Annotated in this window: 4 protein-coding genes and 1 pseudogene; 2 read left to right on the top strand and 3 right to left on the bottom strand. The window is 70.2% G+C overall.

Annotation, left to right across the window (positions count from 1 at the left end; genetic code table 11):
* Positions 1 to 120: 120 nt before the first annotated feature.
* From nbtC to ABZV91_RS11390, 3 genes and pseudogenes are all read right to left on the bottom strand, one after another.
* Positions 121 to 3,126 (bottom strand): annotated as a pseudogene (nbtC, locus tag ABZV91_RS11380) (nocobactin polyketide synthase NbtC); the annotation flags it as partial.
* Positions 3,127 to 3,181: 55 nt separating this feature from the next.
* Positions 3,182 to 4,504 (bottom strand): polyketide synthase, encoded by a 1,323-nt coding sequence (locus tag ABZV91_RS11385; protein WP_355239015.1) that lies wholly within the window; start codon positions 4,502 to 4,504, stop codon positions 3,182 to 3,184.
* A 27-nt stretch (positions 4,505 to 4,531) separates the two neighbouring features.
* The gene (locus ABZV91_RS11390) at positions 4,532 to 5,272 is read right to left on the bottom strand and encodes an alpha/beta fold hydrolase (protein ID WP_355239018.1); all 741 of its coding nucleotides are present in this window, start codon (positions 5,270 to 5,272) and stop codon (positions 4,532 to 4,534) included.
* A 276-nt stretch (positions 5,273 to 5,548) separates the two neighbouring features.
* On the opposite strand from ABZV91_RS11390, the gene ABZV91_RS11395 reads away from it, so the two are divergent.
* Complete coding sequence (locus ABZV91_RS11395) at positions 5,549 to 10,153, top strand: amino acid adenylation domain-containing protein (protein ID WP_355239020.1); 4,605 nt, start codon at positions 5,549 to 5,551, stop codon at positions 10,151 to 10,153.
* A gap of 41 nt (positions 10,154 to 10,194) precedes the next feature.
* Positions 10,195 to 15,291 carry an amino acid adenylation domain-containing protein gene (locus tag ABZV91_RS11400; protein WP_355239022.1) on the top strand — a complete coding sequence of 1,699 codons (5,097 nt, stop codon included), beginning with the start codon at positions 10,195 to 10,197 and terminating at the stop codon, positions 15,289 to 15,291.
* The last annotated feature ends 119 nt before the right edge of the window (positions 15,292 to 15,410 follow it).

Here is a 15,410-nt window from a genome sequence, read left to right on the forward strand (position 1 = left end):
CAGTGCGGCGATTTCGGCGGGGTCGGTGGGCCGGGTGGGCCCGGCCGCCGGACGGACCACCCGCGCGTGCGCCACCTCGGGCCCGCGCGCGGCGGCCACCGGGGACCGGTCCGGTGCGCTCTGCGCGTGCCCGCCGAGAGCGGCCACGATGGTTTCGACGGTCGCGCCGCCGAGGAGATCGGATACGGGCAGCTCGTAGCCGTATTCGTGTTCGATCCGGCGGCGGAACTCCAGCGCCTGCAGGGAGTCGAGTCCGAGGGCCACCAGGGGCCGGGAGGTATCCAGGCTGTCGCTGTCGTCGGCGCCCAGTACCTCGGTGAGTACCTCGGCCACCCGGTTCCCGATATCCGCCGGACCGGCGGTGGGGGCCGGCGTGGGAGCGGCCGCGGTGTCCGTCGCGGGCGCCGATGTGGGCGTGCGCAGTTCGGACAGCACCGGCCCGTAGCCGTAGGCGTCGAGTACCGACCGTCCACGGTCCCAATCGAACGCGGCGACGACGGCGTTGTCCCGCAACCCGCCCAGTCCGAGGGCGATGGCGTCCGCCGCGCTCATCGGGAGGTAGCCCACCGCGGCCAGCTGTGCGGTATCGGTGGCGTTCTGTCCCCGGTAGTCCGCCCACTGTCCCCACTGGATCGAGACGCAGTCGTATCCTTCGGCCCGGGCACGGTGGGCGTAGGCGTCGAGCATCCGGTTGGCGGCCGCGTAGATGATCTTTCCGCGGCCACCCAGGGTGGCCGCGAGGGAGGAGAACAGCACGATCCGGCATTCCCGGGTGCGGGGTAGCGAGTCCAGCAGGTTCTCGACACCGAGCGTCTTCCCGTGGAGTACTCGCCGCACCTGGTCGGTACCGATCGCGTCGAGTTCCAGTTCGGACAGGCCCGCGTAATCGGCGGCGGCGTGCAAGACCAGATCAGCCGGCCGGTCGCGCAGTTCCCCGGCCAGCCGCGCCATGGCGGCCGGATCACCGATATCGCAGGCGCTGACATGGATACGGGTGGCGCTCTGCCGGAGGGGTCGCAGCGCCGCGGTGACCTCCGCGCTCTCTCCCGACCGGCTCACCAGGGTGATGTGGGCGGTGCCGGCTCGCACATAGTGTTCGCAGATCCGCAGGCCCAGGCTGCCGGTACCGCCGGTGATGACGATATTCGCCGGGGTCGTCGCGGCCTCGCCGGGTTCACCCGGGTGCAGGCGTTTGGCGTAGAGTCCGCCGTCGCGCAGGGCGAGTTCGGTTTCGCCGGCGGTGTGCAGTGCCGTCAGGACCGGTCCCGCGGCGACCGCGCCGGGCGCCAGGTCCAGGTGCGCGAAGGCGACGCCGGGGAATTCGGTACCGGCGCAGCGGAAACCGGCACTGGCGGCAGCGGGCACCGGGTGCGGAGCCGGATCCTCGGCGAGAACCGCCTCACCGCCGGTGGTCACCAGCCAGCAGCCGGTGATCCGGTCGGACAGGCCGGGCCACCACGCGCGGGTGCCGAAGAAATCCGCGGTGGCGGCCGCGACCGCCGCGGCGGTGGACTCCGGGTACTCGGGCAGCAGCACCACGAGGGTGTCGATATCGCCGGTGACCGGCCCGTGCGCGGGATCGACGACCTGCGCGGTGGCCCCGTGATGCGCCGCCTCGGCACACAGCCGAGCCGCGAGCTCGGCCCGCTCGCCGGTGTGGTCGATGATGCCCAGATGGCGGGGTGCGGCCATTTTCCGGCGGGTCAGGCGGGTCCAGCGTTCGACGATCAGTTGCGCGGGGGCGGTACCGGGTTCCGGTGGCACCGCCTGCGGAGCCGGTGCCACCGCGGCCCGGGCGACGGCGGGTGCGGTCGCGGCGCCGGGCAACCACAACCGCACCTCGTTCATCTGGGCGTGCGGGAAGTCCGGCAGCGGTAACGCGGGCGGGGTATCCGCGTCGACCCGCAGGCCGGCCCAGCGGAAATCCGGTTCGTCGACAGCGAGAACCGCCAGATTCCGGGTGAATTCGCGCAGATCGGTGGCCGCCCGGTTCGAACTGCCGACCACCCGGGCGCCCTGCTCGCCCAGCGCGGTCAGATTCTCCTGGATCGCCAGTTGCAGGGTGGGGTGCTCGGCGATTTCGACGAAGGTGCCGATCTCGCGTCTCGTGGCGGCCGCGACCGCCCGGTCGAAGCGCACCGGATTGCGCAGGTTCCAGAACCAGTAATCGCCGATCGGCAGGTCGGGGGTGATCTCGGCGCCCAAGGTCGCACCGATACAGGCGATTTCCCCGCTCGCGAAGTGCTGGTCGCCCAGCCGGTTCTTCACCGCGTCGTGGATGGCGCCGCGGAACTCGTTGACCATGCTGGTGTGCGCCGGATACCGGACCCGGATGACCCTGGCGAAGATGCCCTGCTCGGTGCAGGCGTCCACGACTTCGGCGACTGTATCGCGTTCCCCCGACAGCGCGACCATATGCGGCGAGTTCACTACCGAGACCTGCGCCCACCCCGAACGGCGGGCCAGCAGATCCTCACAGGTTTCGCGATCGGCCGCGATCACCGCCATGGCGTAGTCGTCGGAGGAGATGGTGTCCACCGCGCGGGCCCGGGTGCCGACCACCAGGGCGGCGTCCGGCAGCGTCATCAGCCCCGCGACGTAGGCCGCGGCGATCTCGCCCTGACTGTGTCCGAGCACGGCCGCCGGTTCCACCCCGGCCGCCCGCCACGCGGCGGCGAGCCCGGCCATCTGCACGAACAGGGCGGGTTGCACGAGATGGGCGCTGTCGTCGGCGGGGGAGCTGTCGTCGAGCAGGTAGTCCAGCGGGGACTCGTCGAAGAGTTCCCGGAAGACCTCGTCGCAGCGGTTCGCCTCGGCGCGGAACGCGGGGATCCGGTCGTAGAAGAGCCGGCCCATCCCGGGACGCTGCCCGCCCTGGCCGGGAAAGACGAACGCGATGCCGCGTCCGGCCGCGGCGGCGCCGGAGCGGACGACCCGGGGATGTTCACTGTCCGTGGCCACGGCACGCAGGGCATCGATCGCTCCGGCGGTATCGGTGACCATGGCCAGCGCGCGATACCGCCGGGCCACTCGGGTCCGGAAGATCATCTCCGCGACCCGCCCGACGGGTACGTCCGGGCGGGTTTCGAGATAGCCGAGCAGGGCGCGCGCCTCCGCGGCGAGCAGCGCGGGGGTGGGCGCCGACAGGAGAAGCGGAACGGTCCCGTCGGGCAGCTGGTACTCAGAAATGGTCGTTCTCCTCGTGCGCGGGGACGGCGATGACGGCGTGGGCATTGGCGCCCCCCGCGCCGAACGAGGACACGGCGCCGTAGCGCACGCCGTCCGTCGGCTTCCAGGGCTCCACGGTGGTGGCCAGCCGCAGGCTCGACCGGTTCCAGTCGATCCGGGTGGTCGGATTGTCGGCGTAGAGGGTCGGCGGGATCTCGCCGTGCCTGCCGGCGAGCAGCAGTTTCGCGAGCCCGAGCATGCCGGCGGCCGCCTGGGCGTGCCCGGCATTGGATTTCACCGATCCGAGCACCGGGTCCCCGCCGGCGGCGCCGTAGGTGTTCTGCAACGCGGTGAGTTCGGCTACGTCGCCGGCTCGGGTGGCGGTGCCGTGACCCTCGATCATGCCGATATCGGCCGGATCGATTCCGGCGAGCCGGACGGTCCGCCGGACCAGTTTCTCCTGGGCGTCGGCGCGCGGCACCAGGATCGGGCGGCCCTTGCCGTTGTGGTTGGTATAGCTGGCCAGCACTCGGCCGTAGATCGGATGTCCCAACGCCCGGGCCCGGGACTCGGGTTCGACCAGCAGGGCCACGGCGCCCTCACCCCACAGCGTCCCGGCCGCCTCGTCGGAGTAGGCCCGGCAGTGCCCGTCCGGGGCCAGCGCGCCGTTCTTGGCGAACTCGTAGAACGCCATCGGCGAGCTCATCACGCAGACCGCTCCGGCCACCGCCCAGTCGCATTCACCGTTGCGGATCGCGGAAACCGCGAGGTGCAGGGCTGTGAGCGACGAGGCGCAGGCGGAATCGACACACATCGAGGGGCCGGTCAGGCCCAGGGCATGGGAGATACGTCCGGCCACACCCAGCTGCCCACCGCCCACCGTGCGGAAACCGGTGTGCTCGTTGATCTCGCTCAGGCCGGGCCCGTACTCCATCGGCGAGGCACCGATGTAGCAGCCGGCATCCGCGCCGTCGACCGCACCGGGATTCATGCCGGCGTTCTCCAGCGCCCGCCAGGCGACGCGCAGTCCCACCCGTTGCTGGGGGTCCGAGGCCAGGGCTTCGCGCTGGGAGATCCCTAAGAAGGACGGATCGAACTCCGCGATGCGATCGAGGAATCCGCCCGCGTCGCTGACCTGGCCCCACCCCTCGAGCTCGCCGAGTGAGAGCAGTTCTTCGATCCGCCAGTCCCGGTCCCGCGGGAACGGGCCGATCAGTTCGCGCGAGTTCACCAGGGCCGACCAGTAGGCGCCGAGGGTATCGATTCCGCCGGGGGCCTCCACGGCCATTCCGGAGATTACTGTGTGATCGCGGTCCGGTCCGGCCGTCGATGTCATTGTTGTCCTCGTCAGGTGCTGGGCGGATCAGACTGTCGGCGCGATCAATTCGGCCAATTCGGTGACGTGGTTGTTCAGGTAGAAGTGCCCGCCTTCGAAAACGGTGATCTCCACCTCGTCGCTGTGCTTGCGCCAGCCGTTGAGTTCGGCCGGCGAAACGATCGGATCGTTGTCCCCGCCGATCACGTGGATCGGCGCCGAAATCCGGATATCGTCCCCGCAGGAATATCTCTCGGACGCGAGATGGTCCTGTTTGACGACGGGCAGGGTCATCCGCATGAGTTCCCGGTTGGTCATCACGTCCCCGGTGGTGCCTTCGAGACGGGTGAGATGGTCCAGCAGGGCGTCGTCTTCTTTGGGCGTCGGCGGTTTGGTGTCCGCGATATGCGGGGCGACGGCGGCCGATATGTACGCCTGCCGGATCGGCGTCCCCGCCGCCTCGGCGAGCCGGATGAATTCGAAGGAGACCATCGCGCCCATGCTGTGGCCGAATGTGGTGATGGGCACATTCCCGTGGCCGTCCGTATCCCGGAATTCGGCGAAGGCGCCCGCGGCGATTTCCGGCAGGGTCGCCAGGGCGGGTTCGTGGATGCGGTCCTGCCGTCCGGGGTATTGGAATACGACGACGTCGTAGTACGCGCTGAAGGCCTTGGAGAAGGTGCGATAGGCCGAGGCGCCCGCTCCCGCGTGCGGAAATATCAACAGCGGTGGCCGGCCGGGGGCGGTCGGCTTGTGGAACTGCCTGATCCAACGGGGTCCGGGTGACATGGTGCTCCTCCACGATCATCTGCTCGCTCGGTGACAGGCGGCGGGGCAGCGAAGTCGGCTCTCAGTGCGACCCGGCGAGCCGTTCATCGCTACGCCCAGCGCCTGATGAGTTAGGTAAGGCTATCGTAATTTACAGGACGTCGATAGTAGAGAATCGGCCTTCGCCGGGCCGGGAACACCTGACAGTCAGGTTTTGCATAGGCTAACCTAAGTCGCTAGCGTAAGCGGGCCTGCGCGAGATCAGGCTCCCAGGACAACGGCTGAGGAGTCGCCTTCATGACGGAGAAGACGAAGACACCTGTGGCCGACGAGAACGCGGCGCCCGAGATCGAGGATGTCCTCGCCCTGAGCCCACTGCAGGAGGGGCTCTTCTCGCTGGCTCGGCTGGCCGGTGCCGATGATCTCTACACCATGCAGTTCGCAGTGGAGATCACCGGTCCGGTGGACGGCGACCTGCTGCGGCGCAGTATCGAGGTGATCCTGCGCCGTCACCCCAACCTCCGGGCCGCCTTCTGGGACCGGGATCTGCCCAAACCCGTGCAGATCGTGCCCGGTTCGGTGACGCTGCCCTGGTTCGAGCGCAGTGCCGATCCGCACGAATACGCGGCACTGGCCGAATCGGAGGCGCGTACGGGATTCGATCTCGCCCGCGGTCCCGCGCTGCGAGTGGTGTGGGTGACCCTGCCCGACGGCTCGCACCGCATGATCCTGACCGCCCACCACCTGCTCATGGACGGCTGGTCCCTGGGTGTGTTCTTCCGGGAGATGTACGCGATCTACCAGGCCGGTGGATCGGCCGCCGGACTGCCCGCGCCGCGCCCGTACCGGGATTACATCGGCTGGCTCGCCGCCCGCGACAGCGCCGCCGACCTCGGCAAATGGACCGAATACCTGGCCGGTGCCGAACCGCTGATCCTCGGCGACCGTGCCGATTCGGCGATCAACACCATCGTGCCCGAAACTCATGTGCTGCGGATGAATCGCGCGGAGACCGCCCGGCTCCGTGCCTGGGCGGGGGCGGGCGGGCTCACGCTGAACACCGCCGTCCAGTACGCGTGGTCGGTGGTGCTGGGCCGGCTCACCGACCGGGACGATCTGGTGTTCGGTACCACGGTCTCCGGCCGTCCCGACGAGCTGGCCGGGGTGGAGACGATGATCGGCCTGTTCATCAACACCATTCCCGTGCGCGTGCGGCTCGACACCGGGTCCGGCGGCGCACCGGGGGTTCTCGGCACCTGCCGCCGTATCCAGTGGGAAGCGGTCGCGATGCGCGACGCCGGATACCTCAGTCTCTCGGCCGTCCAGCGGGCGGCCGGGCGCGGCAGCCTCTTCGACACCCTGTTCGTCTTCGAGAACGTGCCGGTGGGTGATGTGCTGCGGCCGGTCACGCTGACCGACGGCACGCGGTGCACCGTGATCGAGTCGCAGGGTCTCACGCACTATCCGCTGGCCGTGGTCTCGTATCTGCTCGACGGTGAGCTCACGCTGGCGGTGGAGGCGGTACCCGCGCTGCTGGGCCATATCTCGGCGGCGGATCTGCCCGAACGGCTCGCCCAGGTGCTGCGCCGGTTACCCGACCTCGCCGAGACCGGCGCCGCCGCACCGGATGTCCTCCTGCCGGGGGAACAGCCGCGTGAACCGGCAGCGCCGGCTCCCGATGTGCGCGAGGTGGGTGTGGCGGAACTGTTCGCCCGGCAGGTGGCGGCGACTCCGGACGCGCTCGCGTTGAGTACCGCCGAGCGGCAGTTCACCTATCGCGAGCTGGCCGCGGCCGCGTACCGGGTGGCCGCGGCGCTGATCGACCGTGGGGTGGGTGCCGAAGATGTGGTGGCGCTGGCTCTCCCGCGTTCGGCCGAATCCGTCGTCGCCGTGCTGGGCGTGCTCGCCGCGGGCGCCGCGTACGTGCCGCTCGATCTCGAGCTGCCGGCCGCGCGCATCGAATCCATTCTCCGGCAGGCCCGGCCGAGTCTGGTCCTGACCGGCGCCGCCGGCCTCGCCGGAATCGCCGGCCTGCCACCCCTTCTCGATATGGAGACCGCGGCGGCGACCGACCCCGGCCGGACCGCGCTGCCCGTACCGGTCCGCCCGCGGCAGCGCGCGTATCTCATCTTCACCTCCGGTTCCACCGGCGAACCGAAGGGTGTGGTCGGAACCCACAGCGCGCTCGCCGCCTACTTCGCCGATCACCGCGAACGGGTGTACCGGCCGGCCGTGGCGCGGCTGGGCCGGCCGTTGCGGATCGCCCACGCCTGGTCGCTGAGTTTCGACGCCTCGTGGCAGCCGTTGATCGGCCTGTTCGACGGCCATGCCGTTCATCTGTTCGGTCCGGCGGAGATGCGGGACGCCGCCCGGCTGGTCGCCGGGATCCGGCGCTACGAACTGGACATGATCGACACGACCCCCTCGATGTTCGCACAACTCGCCGCGGCCGGCCTGGTCGATGAGCACGGGAATGTACCGCTGGCGGTCCTCGCGCTCGGTGGCGAGGCGATCGGTGTCCCGCTGTGGCGGCAGCTCGGCGCGCTGTCGGGCACCGCCGTCCACAACTGCTACGGCCCCACCGAGACCACGGTCGAGGCCGTTGTCGCCGCGGTGTCCGGGACTAGCTCGATACCGGTGATCGGCGCCCCCACCGCGGGCACCGTGGGTTATGTCCTCGACTCCCGGCTGCGCGTCGTACCCGACGGTGTGGTCGGCGAGTTGTATCTCTCCGGTGCGCAGCTCGCGCGCGGATACGCCGGGCGCCCGGCCGGCACCGCGGAACGTTTCGTCGCCGACCCCTACCGGACCGGCGCGCGAATGTATCGCACCGGCGACCTGGTGCGACGACTGCCGTCGGGGGACCTGGCCTACCTGGGCCGGGCCGACGGGCAGGTGAAGATCCGCGGATACCGGATCGAGACGGCGGAGATCGAGACGGCGTTGGCCGGTCTGCCCGGGGTGCGCACGGCGGCGGTACTGCCGTATCGGCGGCCCGGCGGTACGGCACTGGTCGGATTCGTGACCGGAACCGGGCCCGGATTCCGGGCCGACGGTCTGCGCGGCGAACTCGCCCGCTCGCTGCCCGCCTATATGGTGCCGCAGCGGATCCTGGCGCTGGACGCCCTGCCGATGACCGGTAACGGCAAACTCGATGTGCGCCGGCTGGAGGCGCTGGCCGCCGCGGCCGCGGACCGGGACGGGAGCACCCCGGCGAGCACGGCGACCGAACGCGCGATCTGTGCCGTGATCGCCGAACTGACCGGCGGTCCCGAGCCGGGCGTCGACGAGGACCTCATCGAACTCGGCCTGGACAGTATCGTCGCCCTGTCCCTGGTGAACGGGCTGCGCCGGGCGGGGATCGCGACCACACCCCGGATGATCCTGGACGTCGGCACCATCGCCGAACTGGCCGAGCGGGTGGACTCGGGCAGCACCGGGCAGCGTCCACCGGCGGCCGCCGAATACGGTGCGGTCGGCCGGGTCCCGATCCTGTCCTGGATGCACGAGTACGGCGGCTACCGGCGGTTCTCGCTGGGATCGCTGCTGGAACTGCCCGCCGGCATCACCGAACCGCAACTGCTGGCGGTGTTGCAGGCGCTGCTGGACGGGCACGACCTGCTGCGGGCCCGGTTCACCGAGACCGCCACCGGCTACGAGCTGTACACGCGGGAACCGGGCGCGGTGCTCGCGGCGGAGATACTCAGCACAGTGGCGAGCGGCGCGGATCTTCCCGCCACCATCTCCGCGCGGGCGCACGCCGACGCCGGCCGACTCGATCCGCCGGCCGGCCGGCTGATCTACGCGACCCGGATCGCCCGGCCCGGTCCGACCGATCTGCTGCTGCTCACGGTGCACCACCTCGCCGTCGACCCGGTCTCCTGGTATGTGATCAGCGCGGACCTCGCCGCGAGCTGGGCCGAACTCACCGCCGATCCGGGGGTCGCGGCGGGCCGGATCCCGGTCCTGCGCCCGCCGGTCGAGCACACCGGATACCGCGAGTACGCGGCGGCCCTGCGGGCGCGCGGGGAACTACCGGAAGTGCGGGCGCAGCGCGACTATTGGCGGCAACAGCTCGCGCTTCCCGACCCGGTGCTCGGTCACCGCCGGCCCGATCCCGCCACCGACAACTGGGGGTCCTACCGGGCGCTGCGGCTGCACACCTCGGCGGACACCACTGCCGCGCTGCTGGAGAGCCCGGCCGCCGTCGCCGGGGTGCGCGAGTTCCTGATCGCCACTCTGGTGGTGACCCTGGCGACCTGGCGGACCGAACGCGGGCAGGACGCCGCCGGCGGGGCCTATGTCGCGATGGAGGCGCACGGGCGTGAGGACGCGGTACTCGGCCCGGATATCGACACCTCTCATACGGTGGGCTGGTTCACCAGCATGTTCCCGGCGCGGTTCGGGGCCGGAGCCGAACCGGTGGATCTCGCGGTGGCCGGGCGGGACCCGGCCCGGGTCCGGGCCCTGCTGGCGACCGTGGCCGCCGAGGTGGCCGCTATCCCGAACAACGGCCTGGACTACGGTGTGCTGCGTTATCTGGCCGAAGATCCCGATCTCGTCGCGGCTCCCGGACCGCAGATCCTGTTCGACTACCTGGGTCGAGTGGATCTGACCGGGACCGGCACCGCCTGGAATCCGGTCTCCGAGCACGAACTGATCGGAAACCTGCCGCTGGCGCCGGAGCCCGATTTCGGTCTGCGATGCGCCCTGGACGTGCTCGCCGGTATCGGCGCGACCCCGGACGGCCCCCAGCTGGTGACCCTGTTGCGCTGGAGCGAAGCGCTGTTCGCCGAATCCGATATCGAGCGGTTCGTCGAGATCTGGCAGGACGCCACGGCGGCGCTCATCCGCGCGTTCGGCCCGGTCGATCCGAAAGCCGCCGGCCCGGTCGGGGCCTGACCCGCGAACCCAAACTCACGCAGCGATTCCGAAGGACAGCTATGGCAGACGACATTCTCGAGCGGCGTAGACGCTTGTTACAGCAGCGGCTCGAGGAACAGGCGATCACCGCGCCCGAGCCCGTGGCGCCGTCCCGGCGCGGCGCGGATCCCAGCCCGCTGTCGGATGCGCAGCGCCGGATGTGGTTCGTGCAGCGGCTCGACCCGGACGACACCACCCTCAACATCTGTGTCGCCTACCGGCTCGACGGCGACCTGGATGCCGCGCGGCTGCGGACCGCCTTCGCCACTGTCGCCGCGCGCCACGAGATCTTGCGGACCGTCTACCAGGTCGACGAGGCGGGCGAGCCCTATCAGACCTCCCGCGAGGATATCGAGCTGTCCTGGCAGGACCACGATCTCACCGAGCTTCCGGAGAGCGGTCGGCAGCGCCGGGTCGAGGTACTGGCCCGCCGGGAGTTCGCCCGACCGTTCGACCTCACCCGTGATGCGCCCTTTCGCGTCACGCTGGCCCGAACGGCGGTCGCCGAACATGTGCTCATCCTGACCGTGCACCACATCGGCTGGGACGACGATTCCTGGTCGGTCTTCTTCGGCGAGATCACTGCGGCCTACCGGGGAACGGCACTACCGGAGCTGACGGTCCAGTACGCCGATCTCGCCGGGACACGGGGACGCGACGCGGCGACCGATACCGCCGATCTCGAGTACTGGCGCGAGATGCTGACCCCGCTGCCCAGCCGCCTCGAACTGCCGGGCCGGTCCGCGGCGGCGGGCCACAGCCGGGACGCGGAGACCCGGGTGCGGACCTTGCCGGACGGGCTGATGAGCCGTGTCGCCACGATCGGCCGGCAGTATTCGGCGACCCCGTTCACAGTGCTGCTGGCCGGCTTCCAGGCGCTGGTCCGCCGTTATACCGCGGCCACCGATTTCCTGATCTCGGTGCCGGTGAGCAACCGGTCCGGGCGGGGTGCCGAGGCGCTGCTCGGCTATTTCGGCAACACGGTGCTGATCCGCTCCGGCGCCGAACGCGACGCCACCTTCGCCACTCTGCTCGAATCCGCTGTCGAGACCTGCACCGGGGCGTTCGCTCACCAGGGCGTGGGTGTCGAACAGGTGGTGCACGCGGTCGGTCCCGACCGGGTGGCCGGCCGGGACGGCCTGGCGCAGTTGGTCCAGCTCAGCTTTGCGATGCGCCGCGCGGTCAACGGTTTCGAGCTGCCCGGTGTGCGGTCCACGGAACTCCCGCTCGCCAACGCGGTGGCGCAGGAAGAGCTGGGACTGATGATCGTCGCGGACGAATCCGGCGCCCGGGTCGAGGCGACCTACCTGGTCGACCGGCTGGACCGGCGTACCGTCGACCAACTGCTCGATCACTACCTGCACCTGATGGACACCGTGCTGGCCGAGCCCGGCCGCCGCCTCTCGGAGATCGATATCCTGGGCGCCGACCGCGCCGCGGTGCTCGAGGTATCGCACGGGCCGCTGGCCGAGTACATCCCGACCACCCTGGTGGCGCAGCTGCAAGCACGGGTCGCCGCGACGCCGGACAATCTCGCGCTGATCTCCGACGAGATCGAACTCGGCTACGCCGAACTCAACGCGCGCGCGAACCGGCTGGCGCACTGGCTGATCGGTCGCGGGGTCGGCCCGGAGGACATCGTCGCGCTCGGCCTGGCCACCTCGGTGGATTTCGTCGTCGCGGCCTGGGCGATCCTCAAGGCCGGTGCCGCCTATCTGCCCATCGACCCGGGCTATCCCGCCGAACGGGTCGACTACCTGATCGACGACGCGCGGCCGCGGCTGCTGTTCACCGAGAGCACATACGCCGAGGCGGTCGCCGCCGCGGAATCCCTGCCCGATACCGACCCCACCGACCGCGACCGGGTGGCGGCGTTGCACCCCGGGAATATCGCCTACGTGATCTACACCTCCGGTTCCACCGGGCGGCCGAAGGGTGTTCCGGTCCCGCACGCGGCGATCGCCGACCATCTGGCCAGTTTCGCCGCGGAATGGGAGCTCACACCCGCGGATCGGGTACTCCAGTCCACCTCGGTGAGTTTCGACGCCTCGCTCATGGATATCTTCGTGACGCAGTACGTCGGTGCCTGCGTGGTGATCCCGAAGCCGAACGCCTATCGCGATATTCCCTATGTCGCCGATCTGGTGACCCGGCACGGGGTCTCGGTGCTGCACATGGTGCCGTCGATGCTGGCCACGTTCCTGATGCTGCCGGAGATCAACAACTGGACCTCCCTGCGGCATATGCCGGTGGGCGGCGAGGCGTTGCCGGGCGAGGTGGCCGATCGGTTCACCGCACGGTTCGACGCCCAGTTGCGCAACCACTACGGTCCGACCGAGGCCGTGGTGTGCTCCACCCATATGCCGGTCGAGGGCCCGCAGGGGACCGGGATCGTGCCGATCGGCGTCCCGAACCGCAATGTGCACCTCTACCTGCTCGACGACGCGCTGCAACTCGTACCCAACGGGGTGGTCGGGGAGATCTACCTGGGCGGCGATCAGCTGGCCCGCGGCTACCACGACCGGGCATCGTTGACCGCGCAACGGTTCGTCGCCGACCCGTTCCGCCCCGGCCGGCGCCTCTATCGCACCGGTGATCTGGGCCGGCGCGGAGCCGACGGGGTCATCGAATTCATCGGGCGCACCGACGAACAGGTCAAGGTGCGCGGTCATCGGATCGAGCTCGGTGAGGTCGAGGCCGCGATCAGCAATCATCCGGAGGTGGCGCACGCGGTCGTGGTGGTCACCGAGCATCCCTCGCTCGGCCAGATCCTGGCCGCGTACCCGGTGCCGGTCCCCGGCACCGAACTCGACCTGGATGCGCTGCGCGCGCGGGTGGCGGCCCGGCTACCCGAGTACATGGTGCCCGCGGCGTTCACGGTGATCGACCACATTCCGCTCACCACCCACGGAAAGCTGGATCGCCGGGCACTGCCCGTTCCGGAGCTGAACCTGGCCCGCGAATTCCGGGAGCCGCGCACGCCCACCGAGCGGCGTATCGCCGAACTCTACGGCCGGCTGTTCGACCGGCCGCGGATCGGCGGCGATGATTCCTTCTTCGAACTGGGCGGCCATTCGTTGCTCGCCGCGCGACTCATCTCCATGATCCGAGCCGAATTCGGGCTCGAGATCGATATGCGGGTGCCGTTCGACACCCCGACGGTCGGTGGTCTCGCCGCGTATATCGTGACCGAGTTCCAGAACGAGTTCGGCATCGATATCGACGATATGGCCGAATTCGACGAGACCGAAGAGGTTCCGGACGGCCCGGTGGCGGAGAACCCGGGCCCGAACCGCGCCCCGGCGCGCCCCGCCCTGGTACGTCGTGACCGCCCTGAACGCACTCCACTGAACTATTCGCAGCGTATGTACTGGTTGCAGCGTCGGATGGAGGGCGCGATCGACGGCGAGAACGTTACCTACCCCGTGCGTTTCGACGGCCCGCTCGATATCGAGGCGCTGCGCGCCGCGGTCACCGATGTCTCCGCCCGCCACGAGTCGCTGCGGACGACGTTCCCCGAGCACGAGGGCATCCCGTACCAGCACATCGCCCCGCCGGCGCCGGTTCCCGTGCCGGTGGTCGACCTGCGCGCGGGCGGGGGCGATCCCGGTGAACGGCTGGAGTCCGAGCTGGCCGCGGACGCCGCCCACGTATTCGACCTGCGCACGGAGATCCAGTTGCGGGTGCGGTTGCTGGTGCTCGACGAGCACACCCATGTGCTGTCGATCCTCATGCATCACATCATCGCCGACCGCGCCTCCTGCGATATCTACGTCGAGGACCTGACCACGGCCTATCGGGCGCGGCTGGCCGGCCGGGCGCCGGACTGGCCCCGGCTGGACATCCAGTTCGCCGATTTCGCCATCTGGCAGCGGGAGGTCTTCGACCGCGCACCCGGGCAGGGCGCGGTCAGCGCCTACGGCCGGGAACTCCTCGACTACTGGTGCGCGGCACTCGACGGAATGCCGGACGAGATCGCGGTCGCCCACGACCATCCGCGTCCGGCCGTCCTGGCCCGCAACGGGGCGAGTGCGACCCGTGTGGTGCCCGCCGCCACCTGGCAGGCCGCCCGGCAGCAGGCCGAAGCGGCGGGCGCCACCGATTTCATGCTGTGCCAGGCGATCAGCGCGGTGACCCTGCACGCGCTCGGCGCCGGCGACGATCTGCCGATCGGCGCCGCGGTGGCCAACCGGCTCGACGAGCAGACCGACCGGATGATCGGCCTGTTCGCGAATATGGTCGTGCTGCGCAACGACCTCTCCGGCGATCCCACCCCGCGCGGCGTGCTGACCCGGGTCCGGGACGCGGCGCTGGACGCGATCACCCGGCAGGGTGTGCCCTTCGAACGGCTGGTGGAGACGATCAATCCGCCGCGTACGCTCTCGCGCAACCCGTTGTTCCAGGTGGTCATGCATTTCCGCCATCGGTTGCCGGCGGCCGATTTCACCGCCGACGGTGCCACCACGGTCACCGGTATCGCCAAGCACTACGAAGTGTCGTTCATGGATATCCACTTCGACTACACCGTGGAGACCACCGGTGATCTCACGACCCGCGTCGTGGTCAACACCGACCTCTACGAACCGGCGACCGGCGCGGTCTTCGCCGATGTGCTGGCCCGGGTGGTGGAGAGCTTCGCCACCGAACCGGCCCGCCCGGTCGGTGAACTCCGGGTACTGCCGGAGGACTGGGACACCGGACGCGTAGTGGTCCGCCACGAGCAGCCGGTCGCGGCGGCGGGCGTCACCGGATCGGACGCGACCCTGCTGACCGATACCGAGCGGACTATCGCCACACTGCTGGCCGAATTGCTCGAGATCGACGAGGTCGGGCGCGACGACGGTTTCTTCGCGCTGGGCGGCGACAGCGTGATCGCGATCCAGCTGGCTTCCCGCGCGAACGAGGCCGGGCTGCCGCTGGCTCCGCAACTGCTGTTCGAATACTTCACCATCGCCGATCTGGCCGCGGCAGTGGACGAGATCATCGCGAATCCGCCCGCGCCCGGCGTGGATTCCGGCGGCGAGACCGTACAGCGGCATCTCGCTCCCATGGCGGCGTCGGGTCTCGACGCCGATGCGCTGAAGAATCTGCAGAGCGCCTGGTCGGCCGGGACCTGATCGGCGCCGGAGGTCGTCCGACCGCCCGTGGGCTCGTCGGACGACCGCCCCGGTGGTCACCTCACCCGAACGGTTCCGGCCCGGTCGCGGATCACCCGCGGCCGGGCCGGAAAGTTTCG

Origin of the sequence: Nocardia sp. NPDC004568 (assembly GCF_040609955.1) — a bacterium.
Classification (GTDB): Bacteria; Actinomycetota; Actinomycetes; order Mycobacteriales; family Mycobacteriaceae; genus Nocardia.